This is a genomic window from Microvirga splendida, from assembly GCF_016427565.1.
GTDB lineage: Bacteria > Pseudomonadota > Alphaproteobacteria > Rhizobiales > Beijerinckiaceae > Microvirga > Microvirga splendida.
Genome location: NZ_JAELXT010000006.1, coordinates 97,403 through 116,612, shown reverse-complemented (window position 1 = coordinate 116,612; position 19,210 = coordinate 97,403). Strand labels below are relative to the sequence as shown.

The 19,210-nt window shown below is 62.1% G+C and carries 27 protein-coding genes and 1 pseudogene; 16 read left to right on the top strand and 12 right to left on the bottom strand.

What is annotated here, in order from left to right; translation table 11 throughout:
• The first annotated feature begins 33 nt into the window (after positions 1-33).
• Positions 34-1,824 (top strand): site-specific integrase, encoded by a 1,791-nt coding sequence (locus JAO75_RS08400; protein WP_199048274.1) that lies wholly within the window; start codon positions 34-36, stop codon positions 1,822-1,824.
• Between the two features lie 116 nt (positions 1,825-1,940).
• Here JAO75_RS08400 and JAO75_RS08395 read toward each other — a convergent pair whose 3' ends face one another.
• The 8 genes from JAO75_RS08395 to JAO75_RS08360 all read right to left on the bottom strand — a co-directional run bounded on the left by JAO75_RS08395 (position 1,941) and on the right by JAO75_RS08360 (position 7,919).
• Positions 1,941-2,246 (bottom strand): hypothetical protein, encoded by a 306-nt coding sequence (locus JAO75_RS08395; protein WP_199048273.1) that lies wholly within the window; start codon positions 2,244-2,246, stop codon positions 1,941-1,943.
• The gene (locus JAO75_RS08390) at positions 2,246-2,536 is read right to left on the bottom strand and encodes a hypothetical protein (protein ID WP_210340204.1); all 291 of its coding nucleotides are present in this window, start codon (positions 2,534-2,536) and stop codon (positions 2,246-2,248) included. The genes JAO75_RS08395 and JAO75_RS08390 overlap by 1 nt, the downstream gene beginning before the upstream one ends.
• Positions 2,536-3,333: a metallophosphoesterase gene (locus tag JAO75_RS08385; protein WP_199048271.1), complete on the bottom strand. Its 798-nt coding sequence runs from the start codon at positions 3,331-3,333 to the stop codon at positions 2,536-2,538. Before JAO75_RS08385 ends, JAO75_RS08390 begins: the two co-directional genes overlap by 1 nt.
• A 6-nt stretch (positions 3,334-3,339) precedes the next feature.
• Positions 3,340-3,717 (bottom strand): hemerythrin domain-containing protein, encoded by a 378-nt coding sequence (locus tag JAO75_RS08380; protein WP_199048270.1) that lies wholly within the window; start codon positions 3,715-3,717, stop codon positions 3,340-3,342.
• A gap of 10 nt (positions 3,718-3,727) precedes the next feature.
• Positions 3,728-5,308, bottom strand: a complete 1,581-nt coding sequence (locus JAO75_RS08375) for an AAA family ATPase (protein WP_199048269.1) — start codon at positions 5,306-5,308, stop codon at positions 3,728-3,730.
• Between the two features lie 82 nt (positions 5,309-5,390).
• The gene (locus JAO75_RS08370; protein ID WP_199048266.1) at positions 5,391-5,738 is read right to left on the bottom strand and encodes a hypothetical protein; all 348 of its coding nucleotides are present in this window, start codon (positions 5,736-5,738) and stop codon (positions 5,391-5,393) included.
• Positions 5,738-6,061: a hypothetical protein gene (locus JAO75_RS08365; RefSeq protein ID WP_199048264.1), complete on the bottom strand. Its 324-nt coding sequence runs from the start codon at positions 6,059-6,061 to the stop codon at positions 5,738-5,740. The genes JAO75_RS08370 and JAO75_RS08365 overlap by 1 nt, the downstream gene beginning before the upstream one ends.
• Positions 6,062-6,281: 220 nt before the next feature.
• A complete protein-coding gene (locus JAO75_RS08360) occupies positions 6,282-7,919 on the bottom strand; it encodes a replication initiation protein (protein ID WP_199048262.1) in 1,638 nt (545 codons plus the stop codon).
• Between the two features lie 812 nt (positions 7,920-8,731).
• On the opposite strand from JAO75_RS08360, the gene JAO75_RS08355 reads away from it, so the two are divergent.
• The 14 genes and pseudogenes from JAO75_RS08355 (at position 8,732) to JAO75_RS08295 (ending at position 14,851) form a co-directional block, all read left to right on the top strand.
• Positions 8,732-9,112 (top strand): hypothetical protein, encoded by a 381-nt coding sequence (locus JAO75_RS08355; protein WP_199048260.1) that lies wholly within the window; start codon positions 8,732-8,734, stop codon positions 9,110-9,112.
• 88 nt (positions 9,113-9,200) lie between these two features.
• Positions 9,201-9,503, top strand: a complete 303-nt coding sequence (locus JAO75_RS08350) for a hypothetical protein (protein ID WP_199048258.1) — start codon at positions 9,201-9,203, stop codon at positions 9,501-9,503.
• Positions 9,504-9,871: 368 nt separating this feature from the next.
• The gene (locus JAO75_RS08345) at positions 9,872-10,222 is read left to right on the top strand and encodes a hypothetical protein (protein ID WP_199048256.1); all 351 of its coding nucleotides are present in this window, start codon (positions 9,872-9,874) and stop codon (positions 10,220-10,222) included.
• Complete coding sequence (locus JAO75_RS08340; protein ID WP_199048254.1) at positions 10,195-10,491, top strand: hypothetical protein; 297 nt, start codon at positions 10,195-10,197, stop codon at positions 10,489-10,491. The genes JAO75_RS08345 and JAO75_RS08340 overlap by 28 nt, the downstream gene beginning before the upstream one ends.
• The gene (locus JAO75_RS08335) at positions 10,491-10,643 is read left to right on the top strand and encodes a hypothetical protein (protein ID WP_199048252.1); all 153 of its coding nucleotides are present in this window, start codon (positions 10,491-10,493) and stop codon (positions 10,641-10,643) included. Before JAO75_RS08340 ends, JAO75_RS08335 begins: the two co-directional genes overlap by 1 nt.
• 402 nt (positions 10,644-11,045) lie before the next feature.
• Positions 11,046-11,309, top strand: a complete 264-nt coding sequence (locus JAO75_RS08330) for a hypothetical protein (protein ID WP_199048250.1) — start codon at positions 11,046-11,048, stop codon at positions 11,307-11,309.
• 47 nt (positions 11,310-11,356) lie between these two features.
• Positions 11,357-11,748: pseudogene (locus JAO75_RS08325) on the top strand (DUF4262 domain-containing protein); the annotation flags it as partial.
• A 180-nt stretch (positions 11,749-11,928) separates the two neighbouring features.
• Positions 11,929-12,192, top strand: coding sequence for a hypothetical protein (locus JAO75_RS08320; RefSeq protein WP_199048246.1), 264 nt, complete (start codon positions 11,929-11,931; stop codon positions 12,190-12,192).
• A gap of 109 nt (positions 12,193-12,301) precedes the next feature.
• A complete protein-coding gene (locus JAO75_RS08315) occupies positions 12,302-12,523 on the top strand; it encodes a hypothetical protein (RefSeq protein ID WP_485020551.1) in 222 nt (73 codons plus the stop codon).
• Positions 12,524-12,603: 80 nt separating this feature from the next.
• Positions 12,604-13,044, top strand: a complete 441-nt coding sequence (locus tag JAO75_RS08310) for a hypothetical protein (RefSeq protein ID WP_199048242.1) — start codon at positions 12,604-12,606, stop codon at positions 13,042-13,044.
• The gene (locus JAO75_RS25160) at positions 13,041-13,172 is read left to right on the top strand and encodes a hypothetical protein (protein ID WP_281433492.1); all 132 of its coding nucleotides are present in this window, start codon (positions 13,041-13,043) and stop codon (positions 13,170-13,172) included. Before JAO75_RS08310 ends, JAO75_RS25160 begins: the two co-directional genes overlap by 4 nt.
• Before the next feature lie 81 nt (positions 13,173-13,253).
• Positions 13,254-13,559 (top strand): hypothetical protein, encoded by a 306-nt coding sequence (locus tag JAO75_RS08305; RefSeq protein WP_199048240.1) that lies wholly within the window; start codon positions 13,254-13,256, stop codon positions 13,557-13,559.
• Between the two features lies 1 nt (position 13,560).
• Positions 13,561-14,415, top strand: coding sequence for a hypothetical protein (locus tag JAO75_RS08300; protein ID WP_199048238.1), 855 nt, complete (start codon positions 13,561-13,563; stop codon positions 14,413-14,415).
• A 100-nt stretch (positions 14,416-14,515) separates the two neighbouring features.
• Entirely contained in the window at positions 14,516-14,851 is a 336-nt protein-coding gene (locus JAO75_RS08295) for a hypothetical protein (protein ID WP_199048236.1), read from the top strand.
• 35 nt (positions 14,852-14,886) lie between these two features.
• On the opposite strand, the gene JAO75_RS08290 is transcribed toward JAO75_RS08295, so the two are convergent.
• Positions 14,887-15,540 (bottom strand): hypothetical protein, encoded by a 654-nt coding sequence (locus tag JAO75_RS08290; RefSeq protein ID WP_199048234.1) that lies wholly within the window; start codon positions 15,538-15,540, stop codon positions 14,887-14,889.
• A gap of 279 nt (positions 15,541-15,819) precedes the next feature.
• On the opposite strand from JAO75_RS08290, the gene JAO75_RS08285 reads away from it, so the two are divergent.
• Positions 15,820-16,074 (top strand): hypothetical protein, encoded by a 255-nt coding sequence (locus tag JAO75_RS08285; protein ID WP_199048232.1) that lies wholly within the window; start codon positions 15,820-15,822, stop codon positions 16,072-16,074.
• Positions 16,075-16,623: 549 nt separating this feature from the next.
• On the opposite strand, the gene JAO75_RS08280 is transcribed toward JAO75_RS08285, so the two are convergent.
• The 3 genes from JAO75_RS08280 to JAO75_RS08270 all read right to left on the bottom strand — a co-directional run bounded on the left by JAO75_RS08280 (position 16,624) and on the right by JAO75_RS08270 (position 19,170).
• The gene (locus JAO75_RS08280; RefSeq protein ID WP_199048230.1) at positions 16,624-17,313 is read right to left on the bottom strand and encodes a hypothetical protein; all 690 of its coding nucleotides are present in this window, start codon (positions 17,311-17,313) and stop codon (positions 16,624-16,626) included.
• A gap of 675 nt (positions 17,314-17,988) precedes the next feature.
• Entirely contained in the window at positions 17,989-18,246 is a 258-nt protein-coding gene (locus tag JAO75_RS08275; RefSeq protein WP_199048228.1) for a UTRA domain-containing protein, read from the bottom strand.
• A 72-nt stretch (positions 18,247-18,318) separates the two neighbouring features.
• A complete protein-coding gene (locus JAO75_RS08270) occupies positions 18,319-19,170 on the bottom strand; it encodes a BrxR family helix-turn-helix transcriptional regulator (protein WP_485020550.1) in 852 nt (283 codons plus the stop codon).
• Positions 19,171-19,210: the final 40 nt, after the last annotated feature.

Genomic DNA, 19,210 nt, shown 5'->3' with positions numbered 1-19,210 from the left:
CGAATCATCGTCATCGAATAAGCAGGACAGCCGATGGCCACCCGCAGTGTCTCGTTCAACGAGAAGGTCTACAAGCTCGCGATCGACGAGGCCGATGGCCGTCACAAGACCCCCCTCATCCTGAGCGATTCCGGCTACGAGGGCCTCATGATCAGGGTCACGGCCCGGTCCGCGAGCTGGTACTGCCGCTTCCGAAAGATCTTCTACCGCCTCGGCGACGTCGGCGTCCCCGAAAAGCACAAGCCGCGGAAGGCTGGCGTCATCTACTCGGCAACGGCTGCTGACGAGATCGCGAGTCGCGTGCGCGAGATGGTCAAGTTGGGCCAGGATCCGAGCGACTACATCACGGCCCGCGCCCTCGGGCACACCCACGAGCAGGCGTCCGCCACGGCCGGATCGATCGTGGCCGGGAAGCAGGGCGCATGGAAGTACGAGGAACTCGTCGAGCGATACATTAACGACGTGGTCGCGAAACCGACGAAGACGAGCAAGGGCAAGATCAGGCCCCCGAAGGCGAGAAGCATCTCGGACGTCCGCATGTACCTGATGTACCGGACGACCGAGCACATGCATGGGAAGCTGATCCGAGACATCACCAAGGCCGACCTCGAGAAGGCCCGCAAGGACGCAGCCGACTTGGGCAAGAAGCATCCCCAGCGGAAGGTCGTCACCTACGTCAAAACTGCCTTGACCTGGGCCGCTGACATGTATGGCGCCGAATCGGGACTGGACGACGTCGCGCCGTGGTGGCTGCGGGTGAAGGCCTTCGACACGTCTACCGAGCGCGAGGAGATCCTCGCCGCGGGCGGCTCCGTCCCCACGCTCAGCGCGAAGGACGTCGCACGCATCCTCTTCATGGCGGAGAAGCACCGCGTCTTCCCCGGACGGACGCTTGCCATCCCGACGAAGGAAGTCACGATCGCGGCACTCTGGTGGGTCGCCCTAACCGCGCAGCGCACCCATGCCTCCCTCAGCCTGATGGTCTCCCGCATCGAGGATCAGACAGCCACGCGCGGCTGGCATCTCGTCGAGTGGCTGCCGGCCGACGTGAAATCAAGCCGCTTCCACTCCCTGCCGATCTCTCCCGAGATTTACCGCCGGACCATCGGCCGGGCACTCGCGGCGGCGGATCGGCGTCCAGGCAGCCAGTACGTCTTCCCGTCGCCGAAGGCGAAGGCGAAGGGGTCGGGGCCGGACGGACCTGAAGTCGACAAGCCCGTCGGCGACACACTGCTGAACAGCCTCCTGCTCAGCATGCGGGGCAAGAAGACCCTGTTGCGCAAAGGCGTCGTGGTGCCAGCCACGGGCATCGACCTCCTTGAGGGCGTTCCCAAGTTCTCCCCGCACAAGTTCCGTGATGCTCTGGCTTCAGGCCTGACGGAGCTGGAGCTCCCAGGCGGCGCCGCGTCGGCCGTCCTGGACCACGCCGATGCCGAGAGGGAGGAAGATCCCGAGAGCCGTCAGGCCAAGGTTACCCAGGATCACTACGACCGCAGCCACAAGCTCGGTCTCAAGAACCGTGCGCTCACGGAATGGGCCGATGCTGTCCTTGGCGAATACAAAAAGCTCCTCGACGCCGAGAAGGTGCGCCGCTTCGGGAGTCTCGTGACCACCCATAACGGCCGACGACGGACGTTGGCCCGCATTGCGCCTGCCGATCATTGGCTGTTCGACAGGCACCTTCCCGATCTGCCCGGGCAGAGGCCCGTAGTCAGCGATCCCTCCAAGAGAACCCTTTATTTTTGGCAGCTCTCCCGAGGTGTGGCGAACGACGTCAGGCTGGATGATCCCGACATCGACGACGAACTCGCGGACGTCGGCTAAGCGGCTCACCCGTCAAGATCTCTCGCTCCCTAAGCGAGCCCAAGTCGAAATTCGCTACGGTCCCTCCGCACTCGCCTCCGGTTGAGATTCGGTGGCGGTCTGCGGTGAGTACAGCGTCATCCTTGATCCGCTTCCACCTGCTCGAGCAGTGCCTGCCAACGCTCGCGATCGCTCTCGCAGGCCCGCGTCAGCAGGTCCTCAGCTCCGCCTCCACCTTCGACGGCTCGTAGGATAGTACCAAGACCTGCTCCAACCCGAGCCGCCTCCTTACTCCCGTTGTCGAGGACAGCGGCGAGTTCAAAGCCTACCTGTGTCGTCCGTTCCCGCAGCACTCGCAGAAGGGCGTCGCGCACGCCTGGGTCGCGGCCATGCCATCCATGCACGGCGTCGAGCATGGAGATCAGGAGGCTTTGCCCGAGCATTATCTCTCTCCCGCGATCATCAGCAGGGCCTCAGTCTCGGCGACAGCCTGCCTGTATGCCGTGATCCGCTGGCGCAGAGTCGGCACGATCCGGTCGGCGGGGATGTGGACGCCCTCAACCATCCCCCACACCCTTCGCCCGTCAGCGAGGTCGACGAGAACCGCGCGGATGTCTCCCTCCCATCCGGACCACAGCACGGTGCAAGCCCCGACGATCTCGAATTCGGCGGTGCCGTATGCGTCGCTCACGTAGTCTGCGAGACTACGCACCTCGGATTCGGCCAACATCATCACCTCCGCGGCACCGTGACGACCATCCCGGGGTCGAACGCGGGGTTCTCATTGCGGTACCCGCGAGGATTGCAGATCACCTGCGTCTCGCCGATCCCATAAGCCGACGAGTTGTGCATGTGCCCGTGAATCCACATCGTCGGCTGGGTCTCCCAGATGAGGTCGCCTAGGTCCGAGGCAAATGCAGGGTTCAAAGGACTACCTTCGAACTGGCGGTCGATGCTTGCTGGATGAGGGGCATGGTGCGTGACGACAACCGTCGGCCCGCCATACCCCTTGCGTAAGGTAGAGTAGATGAACGCGCGGGAGTGCCGATTCGCGGCGCGGGCATGTTCAGGCTGCCATCCCTCAAGCATAGTGTCGTCGACAGCGATTGCGGTGTGGTCCGCGAGCATCGCCCCGCATGCGTTTAGGGCGTGCGCGATGTCGAGATCACGCTGCCGTCCGGCCTCCGGCGCGGCATTGAGGGCGTAATCCGTCCACATGGTAGCCCCGACGAAGAGGATGTCCCCGAAGAAGGCACTCGCATCTTGCAGAAGGCACACTCCATCGACGGCTGCGGCCGCTGCGGCGCCGCGCTTCGAGCAGCCCTCAATCGAACCGCCGTAGAACTCGTGATTCCCCGGCACGAAGACCACGGGCATATGAGGTGCGATGTGATCGGACAGCCATTGGACGGACTGCCACATGGGGCGATGGACGTCGCCGGCTACGACCGCGACGTCCGCGTCGGGGAATGCGAGGTCAACGTCGGCATTGGCCTCGAGGTGAAGGTCGGAGAAAATCCAGAGACGCATGATCGGTTACCCCCTGTAGTCCACGTGCTCGTCGCAACGCACGGAAATCCAGCCCGAATTGCGCAGCCGTCCCCGGCCGGCGCAGACATCGCACGTGATTTCAGAGGCGCTCTCGGCAGCATCGACAAGCGCGTGGATGCGGTCGTTTCCGTTGAATACGTAGCACCGCAACGTGCCAAATTTCTCTTTGATCTGAGTCACTTGGAAGTCCAGCTTTTCCTCGTCTGACAAAGTCGCGCCGATGCGCTGGAGCAGGTCCCCGATAAGGAAACGCCAGCCGCCTCCATGCTCGAAGCTGAGGCCGTGCCGGCCGGCCATCCAACCGTACTTGTGGTTCAACTCCTCGCGCCAGGAATCGTCCTTGACTTGCTCTGCGTTCAACATGATTCCCTCCTCAGTTCCTCGATGAAAATTTCGACCGTGCATCGAGGACGACCTCGACGAGCTTCTGAAGATTCCTGATGCTGTAGGCGTCCCCGCACGCACGCTCGATTGCCTCCAGCTCCTCGCCGTCAAGGGGCGGCTCCGACCACTCGTCCCAGATGCCGCGCTCCCTCATGATCTCACGGAGGCAGCCGTTGGCGAGCGCGGGAATGTGCTCCCTCGAAGGCAGCGGCACGCGAAGGACACGCAGGCGATTCCGCAGCGGCCTCGGGATGCCCTTCAACGCATTGGCCGTGAAGATCCAACTGAGGTGGCTGAGATCGACCTCGGCATCGACGTAGGAATCCCGCCACCGTTTCGCCGTCGCCCTCTCCAGCAGGGACAGCAGCGAGTCATGCATTGATCCGGCCGTGCTCCGTCCCGCTTTCTCCAGTTCGTCCACAACGATGCCAACATTCGCGATTTCCTCCGTGTGAATGGCCGTAATCGGGAAAGACGGATGCGACCCTGACCACCGCCGGGGAGTGCCGGAGAATGCCTGATCGGCGGATGTCCCGGCATCATACATCGACACGGGTACCTGCATTGCGACGAGGCAGCGGCGAGCGAGGCTCGACTTCCCAGCACCGGGGGCGCCGACGAGGACGGTCGGACGCACCCAGGCAGGCTCCCCGGGGCGCATATCCTTGAGCAGCTCTGTGATCACCCCGTGGGCGTGCGGGAATTCTTCACAGAGCATTTCCCGCGCCGTCTTGATCTCGTACTCGCTCAGGCGCACCAGCGGCAGCGTCTTGCCGAGGATGGACTCGAGGGTTTTCGCGGCATCGCGTCCGCCGGGAGAAGCCGGCGAACCCACCGCCGGCAACACGACGACACCCTTCGGGTCCGGCGGCTTCGTGGCGCCCATGCCACGGTCCTCGACAGGCTCCGACGGGAATGGCGGCTCCTTGCCCTCGTACGCAGCAATCTTGCCATCGATCTCCGCCCTCGCCTGAGCCATGCGCCTGATCTTGCGGACGCCTTCGTTCTCACCAACCCGCAGTCCCTGCTCGAAGGCTTTCTGAAAAATCCGCGACCACAGGGTGGCGTCGACCTGTGCGGCGATCCTGCCGGCATGCCCCGAGGAACCCGAGTGGAGATCGGATGCCCGACGTCCGGCCGCGACGGCACCCCATCCGATGGCGGCATTCGACGCGGACCGCAGGCGCTCGTTGAGCTTCTCGACTTCCTCGTGATACCCGATGGATTTGGCATCGCCGGCATGGCGATGCAGCCAGTCCGCGATCTCGGCTGCAAGGGCTGCGTACCGAAGGGCCACGGCATCGATCGCCTCCGGTACCCCGGCGCATGCGCAAGCAAGCCAAATATGGTCGTGCCACTCATGGTCGAGCATGCAGAAAAGGTCGCGGCGCCACCGCTCGGCGCCGCGCAGGTGCTTCGCCTCCAACGCATTGTCGAGACGATCCAGGAGGGTCACCTCTGCGTCCGAGATGGTCGCGTAGACGGCTTGAAGGAGGATGTCGCGCGGCTGGTGCGCATCGAGGAACTCCAAGGGGCGTAAGGGGAAAATTCTTTTGAGTTCTTCTTTCATTGTGGACCTCATGTCGCGAATGGCGGGAACGCCAGACGCGAGGGGTCCGGCGGTCAGGAAGCGGGGATGCGTCGTATGAGGGTCACTGGACATCCTCAGGCGCGGTCTCGCCGCGGCGCAGGCCGAGGGCATACAGGCGGCTCCTCGTCCTCGCGTAGCCGCGAGCCGTGTTGATCACCTCGAGGTCGGACGTGACCGACAGCTTGAGCTGCGGGATCGATGGGTGCCCTTGGATCAGACCGACGAGGCACGGAACAAAGCGCGTGGTCAGGCTCCATTGATCGATGGATGGCGCAGCCGCCAGCTCCTCGGCAGACGGATGCCTCCCGCGGCGCAGTTGGTGCAGGTCGTCTAGGAGCGCTTCCAGACGGGCGATCTCCTGGTCGAGATGGTAGAAATCAAGGACGCCAGATTTGGAGGCTTTGATCATCAGCGTCCCTCCCGTGCCAGAGGAAGCTTGCTCTGCTCGCTGAGGCGCACGGCGCCATCGGGCGTCATCGCCCACGTGTAATCACGCGAGATGCACCAGACCTCGAGCGCGAGAACCTGGCCCCATTCGTCCACGCCGACGAGGCGCGGCCCTTCGGCGATGGACCAGTGCGAGAGAACGGGAGCAAGCGCCAGCTCGATGCAGTCCGGCTCCTCGACGTCACCATCCGCGTGGGATTGGACGAGGTCTGCGATCAGACTTGATTCGCGAAGCTCGGTGAAATCGAGGGGACGGCGACGGTGCCGACGACGGGGAATGATCACGTGGAAAAGTCCTCAAATGCATGCGCTGCCCGACTGGTGCGGGCCGTTTGATCGTTCAAACGAAGCGTATGCAGAGGACTTTCATGCGGTCGTGATCTCCTGGGGCACCCAGAGATAAAGAGCCCGCCGACCGCTTGTCAACGGGCCCTCGGAAAGGATCCCACAAGTACTGCCACCGCATAACTGAGCCGTTATAAACCGTGGACGGGCACAGATATTATCACCGAGCGGTTGTTTGGCTCTCTGCTCTCTCGGCGGCGTAGGTCGCGGCCGCTACAGCAACTGCGATCTCGCCCACCTTCTCGACGTCGTCGGCAAGGACGGCGTTGGCGAGATTGTACAGGGTCTGCCGACTCCTCTCGATCGACATCTGCGGGATCGCCCGCAGGGCGTGCCGCAGACCGCTTCCCTCGTCGGGCAAGCGCTCCGACGGCCAGGTCCAGATGGCTTGCTCGGCATCGCACCAAGCGGCGCGCCAGATCTGGAAGAAGGTTTCGGTGAAATCCTTCTTCAGCTCGGCGAGAATTTGCGCGGCATCATTGCGCGCGCGTTCCCGACGGCGCTCCTCACGGGATACCGGAGGCGTGGGAGCAGTCGCAGACTCGGGTGCCGGAGCGTCGATACTGCGGAGGAAGCGGCCGGTACGGTCGGTGCGCTGCGCCCAAGCGAAGAAGCACTCGTCGGCACCGACGTTCGCGAGGACCCGTAGCAGTTCCGCACCGTGTAGGTCACCCTCGACCGGAGCCTTCGCATCGCCCCGGAGGACGCCGTCGAGCGCCTCGACGACGGCAGCTCGCCATGCATTGGACAGGAAGGCGGAGAAGTGCCTGTTCTCGAGGTGGAGAACCGTCCGAGCGACGGCGCCGGCCGAAGGGAGCTGCGCAGGCGCCAGTCTCGGATCAGCCTTGTTGACCTCCGCCACCTCCACGGCTGACATTGACCCCGCCACAAGGGTCGCGAGCTTGCGTTCCTCCGGCGTGATGTAAAAACGCAGAAGCCCGATGCGCGGACGTCCGCGACCCGATCCTTGGACCGGAACCTCTTCAACCCTCACCGAGAACCGCTGCACGTGCTCTTCCATGTCCCACCGCATCGGATCGAGGCAGTACCTGCGGAAGTCGACGAAGCGGAAAGCGCCGGACCACCTGTAGCCGATCTCCTCGGCGAGCTTCTGCGGCTCGATCTCCCACGGTTTGATGAGTTCCCTGTCATACCCCGCGCGAAGAGCCAGCCGCTGGTACAGACGCGCCGTGTAGCGGCAGCGAAAGCGAGGGAAGGCTCTCAGCTCCAGTCGTCCGTATGACCGTGCCTCGAGCATCAGGCGGCGGATGTGCGGCGGGATTGTGTACGAGACGGTTGCGGTGCCGTCCCTGAGAGATTCCCGGACTTCCGCGAGAACTAGCGGCACCGTTCCCCTCCGGCGAAACTCCTCGTCCCTGACGTCGTACCGCACCAGCGTCGACGACAGCCGGTGGAGCCCGGCAACGAGATCGTCGGTCCTGACCGTTCGGGTTTCCCCTTTCTTCCGCTTGTCCGCTTTGATCGACGGCACTTCCAGATAGGACCTGATGACCGCGAACGGGATCTCATGCGTCTCAAGGTGCAGCCCTTGCTCCCTCGCCCACGCAAGGAGCATTTCGTACACGGCTCCATCGCTGGCGGTGAGCCTGTCTTCGCCGACGATCCGCATCGTCTCGATCATCGCCCTCGGCTTGGGGGCCTGTGGCTCCTGGCGATCCATGGCGGCCGGAGACGTGAACGCCTCCAGAAGATCGGCTGCCTGAATGGCAGGCGGCGGGAGGCGTGGTCCCTGCCGCTTCGTCACCCTCAAAAAAACGCCCTGATTTTGAACTGGCATTCCCCGCCCCCGATTAAAGTGAGCGGCTTGCCGCCCACTCACATAATCATCCTGAGTTCATCGGCGGGAATGATGCAAGTATGCTTGAGGCTTTCTCACTTAATTCCAGGCCGTCCTGCCGGTGCGCCCGTGAGGGTTTCTCACCTTAATAATCCCATGCGCTCCAACCCTCCTTTGGGCGTGTCAACGGATCCCAAGGGGAATGCGCTGTAGATAGAAGGGTTTCCGTGCTTACAGCCAGACGCTGCCTGGCGCCCCGAGATCATGTGACACGGCCCAGAACGGGACGGAGACGTGAGGTTCTCTCACCATCAAAACGATGGTAATTATCTGATAAGTCTTATTTAATTGGTATACCCCTAGCGGGATATTCTATTACTAGAAACCGCTGCCTATCATTCGAGGGAGCAGATCGGTGCATGTCACCCATTGCATCCTGACAGGAAGGAATCGCCGCCTCGCTTGAATTTTCCGTGGCAGGGCGCTCCGCGCATGGGCTTAGGGTGAGGCCGTTACGAGCGTAGCGCCAGTCCTGCCGCGTCACAAGGGAGCGATTGATCCCTGTCCCCGCAGAGACCGAAGGCTGGAAGGAAGCGGTCCCTTCCAGTCAGCAGGCGCGGGAACAAGAGACCGACCGATGCCAGGAGCCGTTTGCTCTCAAGCATCCGCACGAGGGGAAGCCGCCGAGAGGGCGCCGCAGGCCTGCAATGGGGCTAAATACTCTCCGTTTTGAACGTTCAAAGTCATATTGCCTATGGGACGCCGACGGCACACCATCAGGGCGTGGTAGGGAGCAATGGGAGGCTGGACCAGTGAAGACAGAACGCAAGGACATTGACGCGACGAATCTCATGAACCTGTACCGCGCACTCGTGGCGACGGAGGGCAAGGGGATCGCTGACATGTCCCCCGAGGAACGGCGGGCTTATAACCGCGAAGCAAAGCGGCGGTCTTTGACGCGACAGCGTCAGGCTGCGCAGGCAGGTACGCCCGAGCCCACGACCGCCGCGATCCGCGGTGCCCTCGCCGACGCTGCCATCGCGATCCTGGCCGTTCATGGCCCCGGGGCGGACGAAGTGATGCGCATCCTCGGTCAGGCCTTCTCCGGCCGCCCCGGAGTACCTGGGATGGTCCGAGTGATGGCACGGTCCGGCAAGCTCAGGCCGAAGATGTTCGGCAAGAAGGCTCCCTGACGGCGCAGTGTCTCATGCATCGGCCCTGAACACACTCAAGGACAAGGCGGCCGCCAACCGGCGGCCGTTTCGGTTTCGGGAGACGGTCATGGGTCGCGATATCAGGAGAGTGCGGATCGCCGGACGTGAGCGCACGCGACGCTACCGCGCTCGGCTGCGCGAGGCTCACGATCCATCGAGCAACGTCGTCCATCGCGCGATCCGTCGAGCCATGAGCGAAGTGCTGGCAGCTCACCAGGGACCGGATGCGGAAGCCGTGGCGGGTTTCCTCGCCACGGTGGCGAAGCGCGCCCGACGCTCTCTTCGGTTTGACGGATACGATGCTGATAAGGCCCGTGTGCGCGTGGCCCGCGCGATCATGCCCGAGCAAGGTCCCGCGCCGATCCCCTGACGACACGGTCGAATCTTTCACCGCCACGCCAGATGCAGGAAGGATATCGGCTCGGGGCATCTCACATGTGGGTACCAGCGGCATACATCCTCCTCCCGTGCTCGGCCGATGGCAAACGATGCGTCGCCGCCGCCGTTTGGCGGGAGTGGGTACTGGCCGCGGTGCTGAGCGGGAAGAGTGCCATGACCGTCAACGAGTGATGGAGCGGGCTGCCTGGTCCTCACGTGACGTAATACTTACACAAGTTTTCAAATTTGAAACTTCGACAGTGTGTTACAGGCAAGCGGGCGTCCTTCGGAGCGCCCTTTCATTCTCCGCGCCGGCAGACTCACCATCGAGAGCACCATGATTGCAACGGGGGAATGGAGATGCGGGACGCACACGAGATCGAGATCGATGAGACCGAGGGCAAGGACCGGAATGAGCTGCGGGCGATGCTCTACCAAGCATGGGTGGCCCAGCTTGCGGCCGAGAAGGAGGCGCAGGAGTGCGTGGCCGGATTGAAGCAGGCTCTGGATTGGCGCAGGGAGGCCGTCGACGCTGCTGAGTCCTTGAAGGCGCAGGTGGCCGAGCTTTCCAAGTGGCGGGACATCGCGCGGGCGGAAGGCGAGGAAATCCGGAAGCTCGAACGCAAGCTCGCTCAGGCCAGAGCGAAGTCTATAAGCATGAGCCGGAGGCGACCCTTCGATGCTTGCACCAGCGTCTGGCCCGCGCGTTGAGAGATGCGCTGATCGAGGCGAAGGGGAACGGCATCGCGTGGGTGCCGTCGGCAGATTCCGAGGACGACCACCTGTTCATCGACGGCGAGTACGTGGAGCGCATCCTTCACCTGCGCGACGGGCGCTACGACTGGTACCTCAGCAATCGCAAGTCCACCTACCATATCGTTTTCGGGCATTCGGGCTGCCGTGGGGTGGTGGACACGCGCGAGGAAGCCATGCGTCTCGCCGAGGAAAAGCTCCGCGAATTCGAGCCGGAGGCCGCGTGATGGATGACACTCTCCTCGAACAGGCGATCCATCCCGCCGCTCCGCCCACGAACAAGGGTCTGTCATGGCGGCCTATGCTCATCGCCGATGGCGACGAACTCTACCTTGACGGCGTGTGCCGGGGCGACGTCATTAGGGATCGCGCTGGCTGAAAGAGCGAACCCTACAACTGGACAGCGCACTCGGTTCTAGCTGCATGGCAGGACGTACGCAGCCGCACTCGCCACGAGGCGACGCGGCAGGTCGAGGAGATCGCACCCAAGTGGCTGTGGGAGGATGACGACTGTTAGGCGACCTCCTGATCCCCGTGGACGGCACCGAGGTGGCTATGTCGGCTGCCTTTTCTTTTTCGGCCGGCAAGCTACAGATGGTGATGACATACCCTGTTAAGGACTTCATCGACCCCTGCAACAGAAAGCATTGGCTCACACACTACAGGGAGGGGCAGCGTGACATTTGGCGACGTCGCGTGGCTTCCATTCTGCAAGGACGCCCCTTTCCTCGCTCCTCCGTACGTCGCAAGATGCTGCAAAACACGGGAGCCAGAGGGGCAGATGGGTTTATTTGGTTTTCTGACGAGAGCGAAGGTCGGTCACTACGTCGCGTTCTCGTTCAACGAGCGCTTTCCGGAGGGCGGCATGAACGACTACTTGGGCGACTTCGGCACAATCAAGGAAGCCATCACCTTCGCTCTGACCGACAATGACGACTTCGCGAAGGACTTCCTGCACCTGTGGCAACCACAGGCCTTGAGGACCCACGTCTACGTCGCAACGCGCGACCGCCGTGGCTACATGCTGGAGCAGGAGAGCGCATAGCCGCCTGAATTTTCGAACGGGCTCCCCAAGCGCCCCGCCCGGGGCATATGTCCCTGGGGCATCCGGCCCCGCGGGAACACGACATGGCAGGACCGTTCGACGACTACATCCGCCGCGCGCGTGAAATCATTGCCCAGCGCGGATGGATGGTCCAAGCCGTCCTCCCTGACGACATGCATCCACCGTACAGCTACACTGTCGGCCTCTCGCAAGCTCCGTTCCACCACCCTGAGATCTTCCTAGTCGGCCTCCACCCCGAACAGGCGGGTCCCCTCCTCAACGTCGCGGGCAACCACGTCAAGGGCGGCATGCGCTTCGACCGCGCAACGCTAGCGGATCAGATCATAGAGGCTATCCGGCAGCCTTCCGGCCGATCAAGAGCAGGCCCACCGTCCGACACTCGAGCGCTGGCCGTGCGATCCTCGGGAGGGCGTTCGACGGCGTACAACTGATCCTGCCGGACGCTGAGGGCCTGTTCCCATGGGAACAAGGCTGCGATCTCCGGCATGCGGCCGTTCAGATGTCCTTCCTCGATCTCCATGGCGATCCCCCCCTGCTCGCTAGTGACCCTTCCATTTCGCACTCAGGGAGCCACCTTGCGACATTCGGAGTGTATGGAATGGTGACTGAGATTCAGGACGACTGGCTTCCGCCCGAGTACCGCGTGACCATCGTTGGCGGTACCGAGCCAAATGACCGGGTCACCCTCCAAGTCGATCACCGGCCGACTTGGCGACGCAAGGGTTCGACCTGTCCCAGGCACTACGCCGAGGGAATGGCTGCATGCCTCAAGCAGGATATCGAAAGTGACCTGCTAGACGTGCACCTCAGAAACCTTCTCGACGATTACGGGATTTTCACGCCCCCGGGGGAGCGTGATTGATGGTCGTATACGTCTACCGGAACCTGACGAAAGGCAGCTCGAGCGTGCGTAAGGACGACCGCGTCATCGCCCAGAGCCTCGGATTCTCCTCCGTTCCTGTACGATGTAGATCTGTGAGGGAGGTAGGCAGCGCGCGATCCGAGAGGGACAGCGCAACGTGCATGCCTGGATCGAGGGCGATCCTCGCGACGTCGTCGACGCCGAGCTGGTCGAGATCGGCTACAACCCGTTTATGGGACCGACTTTCACGATCAGGCCGGGCTTCGTCCCCGTGTACGTCGCGCAACTCGTCGTGCCGGAGGTCGACGGCAGGGTATGGGCGACGCTCTGAGCCTTGCCGGGATCGGCTCAGCGAGGTAGCACCTTCCCAAGAGGCGCAGGGGCGCCGCAATGAGTAGAGAGGAGCATCGAGTGGCTGAAGAGTTCGAAATCTTCGACGGCTCAAGAGAACCGCCGTACACAAAGGAAGCCATTCTGGAGCTCACAAAGGCCTACGGTTCCGGGGATGGGGCGAAGCTGGCGTTTCAGGAGAAGGACGGCTCCCTGCCGCCTGCGGTGGACCTCGTCTTCGTGCTCTCCAACGGTGACGCGTTCTTCGCTTTCAACGAGACATTCCCCGACGGGCTTGAGGCCGAGAGGGACAAGAACTTCGGCGTCCTCCGCTCCTGGAAGGTGGAACCCACCATCACGCGTAAGGACCTCGCAGCGGCGCTGAACGGCATCGTCCCGACGCTCGATGCCATCCGCAAGGGCGCGACGGTCGTCTGGGAAAACGGCAAGCAGAAGGCCTCCCTTAACGAGGAGGCACTCGCGGCCGAGGCGAGCATCGGGACCATCGGGAAGCGTGCATGACCGCCGAGAGCTTCATCGCCATCCAGCGGGTGCCGGCCAACTCGCGGACATGGGCCGTCCTGCTCTGCACCAACTGGCGCTACGTCCAGAACTCGGTCCACTCCGCATGGCAGGGGGGTGAGGCCTAGATCGTCGCTTCCCTGCGTCCCTTCGAGGAGGCTCGTCAGATCGCCGACGCCGCGGCTGCCGAACGCGGCCTCCAGGTGCGGGTGATCGACATCCAGGGCAGGGAGATCGAGCCGCCGAAGTGGCCGACGGCGAAATCCAGAGAACGCCAGCGGGCGGCCTTCGGGTCGCCCCTTCCTTTAGTGCTCTACGAACGACCCGTCGACGACACCCAACTGCTAGGCTACTGTCGTGCCCTTACATTGGGGGGTGGATATGTTGCTGCGGGCGGTGACAATGGCATTGTTGTCGATCTTGACTTGCGGGAGTGCTTTTGCCGCCGATTTCAAGGCATTCCATTTTCCCTGCACAGCGCCATGCTCGGTCGCAAGGTATGGCGCCATCATTGAGATGAGCGGAACGATCGTTCCTGGGGACGCTAGGCGTTTCGAGGAGTTGCTCGACAAGGAGGGTGCCTCGATCAGATCGCTGGGTCTCCGCTCGCCGGGCGGCGACGTGGCCGAGGCCATACAGATCGGGCGCACCGTTCGAAAGAGGCTGCTGCGCACCAGCGCCCCAACCGAGGACGGGGATGGGCAGCGCATTTGCTTCGTTGGCGGATCACCCGAGGTGTCCTCAGAATGCGTCTGCCTGTCCTCGTGTTTCTTGATCTACGCGGCGGGCATACATCGCTCTGGCTATGTGCTCGGGCTTCACAGGCCTCGTTATGAGGAGGCGTTCTTCGCGAAGTTGCCGCTTGAGCAGGCCAACGCCAAGTACAGTGCCGTGATTGAGCAGATCAAGGCATACCTTGTAGAAATGGGCGTGGGCGACGCTTACCTCAGACGGATGCTGCGCGTGTCATCCTCGGAGATGGAAATCCTGACGCGGGAGGAAGCCGAGCGCGACCTAAACGGCTTCATTCCGGCAATGGCGGAGTGGCTCAAGGCCAAGTGCGGCGAGCTCTCCGAACGGGAAGAGAGGTTGGTGAGCGACTGGGGCCTTTACATGGCCTTAAAGGACGAAAACGTCACGGAGCTTGCCAGTGACCTGAGGGAATACCTGCTGGACAAGGCTGAGACTGTCACGCCCGAAATCGAACGGCAGTATCGCATCTCTTCGTCGAAAGGCGACAAGATCACTCACTGCCGGAACGGGACCATGTACCAAGAGCGCAAGCGCGTGGGTCCAAAGAATCAGTTCGACGGCTTCCAAGAGGTTCTCGGCCCCGACGGGTGGCCGATGATCGTACCGCCGCAGAAGTAGGCGTCACCATGGATGACCTGCTCAGATGGTTGGGCGACTGGATGGGCCAACGCACCTGCGATCCTTGCCGAGAACCGCAAGGACGGGCACGTGAGAGCCTATGAAGCTCAATTGGAGGCGTACCTCTGAGGCATGGCCGGACTCTTCCTGGCTGCCGACGTGCTTCACCCTCTTCAACGAGCACAAGCCCCACAGGGAGGGTGACGGCCTGTGGGACACGTACGTCGCTGGCGTGCACCAGATCGATGCCGGACCGCAGGCAGGGATGTGGACGTGGAGCGTGACCGCGACCTTTCCCGGCCCGCGCTGCCCCTATGCCAGCAACGGCGTCCAGCCCACGCGCAAGGTGGCGGCGGAGAAGGCGACCGAGACCTACCGGAAGATGGTGGAGTTCTATCGTGTACACATGCCACCGCGGTGGCAGGATCATTACTGATTGGACAACTACAAGGGGAGATCGCCCGGATCTAGTCACGCGCGGTTTGGATAGGGACGCAGTTTGGCATTTCGCTTTCCGCATTTAGTGCATCTTATGCGCCCCATGAGATCCGAGAGCGAGAGGCCTAATTTCGCACGCTCGATGAGCCAATCGTTCTGCACATATACGATGTCGCGGCTGCACCAAGCCTCGCAGCAAACGATCGCAGCTCCAAGGCCGGAGGCAGCCCATTCTTCGAGTGTGCTCGTGCTGTGATCCAATCCGGAACAAAGATCTCTCAAAGCGGTCAGCTCTTCTGCGAGAGTATCGATCTCTCTTTGTATCCAATAGTTGTTGAGCTTGAATTTTTCTCCCACAGGAGGATTCTCGATGTAGTCGAAATCTTCCCCGTTGGTTGACTCCCATCCGACCTTTACTTGCCAGACGTATTCACCGTATTCCCTTCGTGCATCCTTGTACCTGTAGAGGGCAATATCCCGCTCCCTGGGCCAGCCCTCGTCGTCCGATGAGGATCTGTGGCCCAGATCCTCTAGCCGTGGATCTGGATAACAATAGTATCCGTTGCTTGTGACCGGGATGTTGCCAGTCTTTGACGGACTGTATTTCGTCACCATCTCGATGATGTCCTTGACCTCACGCAGAGATAGCTTCCCGAGAATCGACTCATCTGGATTTTCGCAACGCATTTACTCTGGCCTTGTGGTTGGTGGAGGTCTGCTGGACAGGATCGGCGGAGCGCTTTGGGGCCGAAGGAGTCACAGAGGGCGCATAGGCCGACCGACCGCCATCCGTCAACTGATTTGGCCGCTGCCGAGGGACCCGGTGGGGGCAGCTCATGTGGGGCTATTCGCGACCGCGCTGAGACGCTCCTTACGAAATTTCAGAAATGGATTCATCATCAGCACCCTAGTTTGTTTCAGGGACTGGGGGCTCTGTCATCTCATTGAAACTCATGCGGTGTTGGGATGGCGGAAATCACAGGCGGCGGATGGGTGCTGAATCCGCCGACCGGGGGCACAGCAGGGGTGGCACTCGCCCGGCATGTCGCCGCCAAGAACCGACAGATGTCCTTCGCGCAACATGGCGGCTCGGCCGTGGTCCCGGATGGTGGTAAGCATCCGAGAAGCATTGGGGGCGGCGAGACGAAACCGATGGTAACCCGGGCAGGTTCATTTCCGGTCGTCGGCCTGAGCTTCGTTGATCAGCGCTTCCTGTTCTGAGGTACCAGAACAGAAGCAAGCTTCCACGGGATTAGGAACTCCAAGGTTGAGAAAGTCGCCAAGATGGGCCTCAACAGGTACGAGCCGCACGCTCAGGCTATCTTCGGTTGCATTAAGGATGGGGCGGTGACGGCGTGTTCAAGCAATACCGAGAAGCCTTTGCCGACGTTCTCGCGGGGTAAGAAGATCCGCCGACTGATGGCGGTGGAGCTCTGACCCAGTTTCTTTTTCAACGCTGACGGACACAGGAAGCTCGTCGAGGATAACACCGAGTTCCAGTGCTGAGGTGTAAAGACCTACTGTAGGCCGAGAGGAAGGAGTAAGGGCGATCGGTTTCCTGACCTCTTGTGCACCCTCATAGCCGCCGCGTACGTCTTCGCCATGCCGATGCAGCGCTCCCTTCCTCTCTCCGTCGACTGTCGCAGTATCCCTACTCCCGTGGCTGCCGGAATCCGCCGCTATACAGGCGTGGGTGAGCCAGCACGACATGGCTTTGTACTGGTCAAGTTGGTCGAAAGCGGGAAGATTGCCGGACGCGTCTCAATACTCTCAGACAACTTCTTGACCCATCTTCGGAGCGAGCCGCATCAGCCTGACTGCCTCTTTCACCAGCGGCGCACGTCGCTCCGGGCGAGCGTCGGGCTCATGGCGCCAGAGACGGGTGCTATGCTCGACGAGCTTCGGCAGCTCGAAATACGAGATCTCGCATCCTTCGTCGGTTAGTGCAAACGCGTAGCGCCTTGCGTGGAAATAGTTGGCGTCCAGCACGGATTCGACTGTAGGCGCGAGCACAGGAACCACCCCCGCGGTCGCGACGTCGTTCCAGGGCTTCCTCAGTTGTCCGAGCGTCGGGTCGAGAATGAAATCGCTCCCCCAACGCACGACAATATGCGCGTTGATGCGGTCGGGCTTATTGTGCGCCGTGATGCATCCGGTGATGCTGCGCTGCCGCCGCTCTGCACTGAAGACATCATGACCGCAGCGGAACGACTTCAGTGCCGAGCGGACACCCATGGCGCGCAGGATGTCAATTGTCGCGAGGGACGAGAGTACGCAACGGTGGAGAATGTCGATTCCTAGGTTCTCCGCCGCGCGGTGTAGCAGGCTGATCGCGTAGGTAGCCCGAGTGATGTCGAGAACCGTCTCGTGCGGAGTGGTAATGCCGAAGCCGTAGACGCGGCCGTCGTCGTCCGGAAGGTTACGTGTCGAGAAAGTCCAAGGAACGGTAATCGAGGTCATGTGATCTCCCTTTGAAATGACTAAATGCAGTAGCCGTCGTGCCGGCGCGTATGCGGCGCACGTCTCCGGTCATGGAAGCGGCTATGCAGGTCATTGCGGAGATCTCGTGTAGAGCATTGATTCCTCAAGCGGGCGGTGTGCTTACCCGGACTCGAGTTGTAAAGTCAATCCTTGATACGACGAGTTCTTGCCCATTGGGCCGCCCTCGACCCGCGGGCGCGAGCTGTCAGGCATCTTGCAGATGATGGCACTCTGTTTGACCAGGTCGGCGTAGCAGACGGGAACACCAGCACGGTGAGCCTGCTCGGTGGCCCCGCGAAGTCCACATCAGGGCTCGCACATTCTCCCACACTCGACTGACCTGCCATCTCCTCACGCGGACGTTGGCCGAGATCCTGTTAGGCGATGGGACCCACTACCATCAGAAGCCCTATTCAGTACCGACGCCCGACAGCGGACATGGAGGCGAAAGGACATGAGAAGACACGGATAACTGCCGCACGAAGTGTGCAGGAATGGGCATCGAGACAGGTAGGTTAGGCAATCGGCAGTTTTCCCAAAGTCCGGTCATCGCTGCATCACGGACGTCCGCTCTACTTCCGTTCAGTGCCATTAACCGACCTTCCTGCACAGCATCATGAGATGAGCAATGCCGGCAAAGGTTGAGAGGCGCTGCTACCGCTCTTTCGCCGCCTCGACGACGCGTCGCAGGGACGAGGAGACGACGTATCGATCAGCCGGATGCACGCTGACGGTAAACTCCAACAGATCGGCCTTGCGGTCCAGATAACGGCGCACGACCAGCAAGGCGGGACTGCCAGCCTCGGCCTCAAGTGAACCAGCGCGTCCCTCCGCAATCAATGCTCTGCGGAGCCGTTCAGCCAACGCGTCACCGCCATCGAACGCTTCAGGGCTCCCTGACGTCACGTGCATTGAGCGGTCTTCAGAGCGTCAATGAAGCCGCACTCCTGGTACGGGAGGCTCATGATCCCCGGATCGGTGCGGTTACCTTAAGGCTTCCTGTAGCTTCGACCTGTTGATGCACACAATTCGTGCACTGGGATCTTCGACGCCTCCCTGGACTGAGCCGCGCAGCCCGAGATGTTCGAGCAAGTAGAGGGCCTCCGCCCGTCGGACGGCGATCGTCCCGCCGGCGGCCGGCAGTCCGATCTCCTTCATGACCACTTCGGCCTGACCGGGGGAAAGGGCTGGGTTCGGGACCAAGGCGATATCGATGCGCTCGTTCCATTCCCGGTCTGCCGCTCCGTCTACCCAAGGGACGGAACCGTCTGGTTCCGGCTCCGACATGCGGGTCAGGACGAGATCGATGAAGGCCTTGCGTTCGTAATCCCAGGTCCGTGCGTGGAGACGGCTGCCGTTGTCGACGAGGTGATGGGGACAAATGGTCCGGCGCCTCGCGTCCCTGCTTGTTAGGGACTGGTACCGGATGGACAGAGGGATCCGCCGGCTGAACGAGCGGATGACGGCCGAGATGATTCCGTCGTCCTCCTTCCGCCACGGGCTCGAGATCCGCTCCAGTGGGATCGTCGGGCGGTCGACGGACGACGAGTTGTCCTGGACCCACTGGGCCGCGTCCTTGTCGAAGATGGGCTGGTAGTCGTCCCCCCGCCTGTAGACCTTGTCGTCCGTACTTAGTCTCATATTCCCTGGCGCGAGGCTTAGGTATTGTCCGATGTCGGACGATGCCTGCTGGGGAGAGATGTTGAACTGGACGCATAGATCCCGACGGCGCATTTCGCCCGTCCAATGGATCATGTCCTCGATCCAGCGCAAGCGCCTCAGGATGGAGTCGCCGCCCCGCTTGCCTCGGAGATCGTCTATTGAATGGACCGTCATCGTCAATTGAGCCGACCGATATCGTCTAGTGAATGGATTG

Excerpts from the sequence above, each read along its gene's own strand:
- JAO75_RS08380 (WP_199048270.1), bottom strand. The coding sequence starts at position 3,717 with ATGTTGAACGCAGAGCAAGTCAAGGACGATTCCTGGCGCGAGGAGTTG.
- JAO75_RS08280 (WP_199048230.1), bottom strand. The coding sequence starts at position 17,313 with ATGACCTCGATTACCGTTCCTTGGACTTTCTCGACACGTAACCTTCCG.
- JAO75_RS25160 (WP_281433492.1), top strand. The coding sequence starts at position 13,041 with ATGACCGCCGAGAGCTTCATCGCCATCCAGCGGGTGCCGGCCAACTCG.
- JAO75_RS08395 (WP_199048273.1), bottom strand. The coding sequence starts at position 2,246 with ATGCTCGGGCAAAGCCTCCTGATCTCCATGCTCGACGCCGTGCATGGA.
- JAO75_RS08285 (WP_199048232.1), top strand. The coding sequence starts at position 15,820 with ATGGCGGAAATCACAGGCGGCGGATGGGTGCTGAATCCGCCGACCGGG.
- JAO75_RS08295 (WP_199048236.1), top strand. The coding sequence starts at position 14,516 with ATGAAGCTCAATTGGAGGCGTACCTCTGAGGCATGGCCGGACTCTTCC.
- JAO75_RS08345 (WP_199048256.1), top strand. The coding sequence starts at position 9,872 with ATGCGGGACGCACACGAGATCGAGATCGATGAGACCGAGGGCAAGGAC.
- JAO75_RS08390 (WP_210340204.1), bottom strand. The coding sequence starts at position 2,536 with ATGATGTTGGCCGAATCCGAGGTGCGTAGTCTCGCAGACTACGTGAGC.
- JAO75_RS08400 (WP_199048274.1), top strand. The coding sequence starts at position 34 with ATGGCCACCCGCAGTGTCTCGTTCAACGAGAAGGTCTACAAGCTCGCG.
- JAO75_RS08330 (WP_199048250.1), top strand. The coding sequence starts at position 11,046 with ATGGGTTTATTTGGTTTTCTGACGAGAGCGAAGGTCGGTCACTACGTC.
- JAO75_RS08370 (WP_199048266.1), bottom strand. The coding sequence starts at position 5,738 with ATGATCAAAGCCTCCAAATCTGGCGTCCTTGATTTCTACCATCTCGAC.
- JAO75_RS08375 (WP_199048269.1), bottom strand. The coding sequence starts at position 5,308 with ATGAAAGAAGAACTCAAAAGAATTTTCCCCTTACGCCCCTTGGAGTTC.
- JAO75_RS08275 (WP_199048228.1), bottom strand. The coding sequence starts at position 18,246 with ATGCACGTGACGTCAGGGAGCCCTGAAGCGTTCGATGGCGGTGACGCG.
- JAO75_RS08320 (WP_199048246.1), top strand. The coding sequence starts at position 11,929 with ATGGTGACTGAGATTCAGGACGACTGGCTTCCGCCCGAGTACCGCGTG.
- JAO75_RS08290 (WP_199048234.1), bottom strand. The coding sequence starts at position 15,540 with ATGCGTTGCGAAAATCCAGATGAGTCGATTCTCGGGAAGCTATCTCTG.
- JAO75_RS08335 (WP_199048252.1), top strand. The coding sequence starts at position 10,491 with ATGGATGACACTCTCCTCGAACAGGCGATCCATCCCGCCGCTCCGCCC.
- JAO75_RS08350 (WP_199048258.1), top strand. The coding sequence starts at position 9,201 with ATGGGTCGCGATATCAGGAGAGTGCGGATCGCCGGACGTGAGCGCACG.
- JAO75_RS08270 (WP_485020550.1), bottom strand. The coding sequence starts at position 19,170 with ATGACGGTCCATTCAATAGACGATCTCCGAGGCAAGCGGGGCGGCGAC.
- JAO75_RS08385 (WP_199048271.1), bottom strand. The coding sequence starts at position 3,333 with ATGCGTCTCTGGATTTTCTCCGACCTTCACCTCGAGGCCAATGCCGAC.
- JAO75_RS08360 (WP_199048262.1), bottom strand. The coding sequence starts at position 7,919 with ATGCCAGTTCAAAATCAGGGCGTTTTTTTGAGGGTGACGAAGCGGCAG.
- JAO75_RS08300 (WP_199048238.1), top strand. The coding sequence starts at position 13,561 with ATGAGCGGAACGATCGTTCCTGGGGACGCTAGGCGTTTCGAGGAGTTG.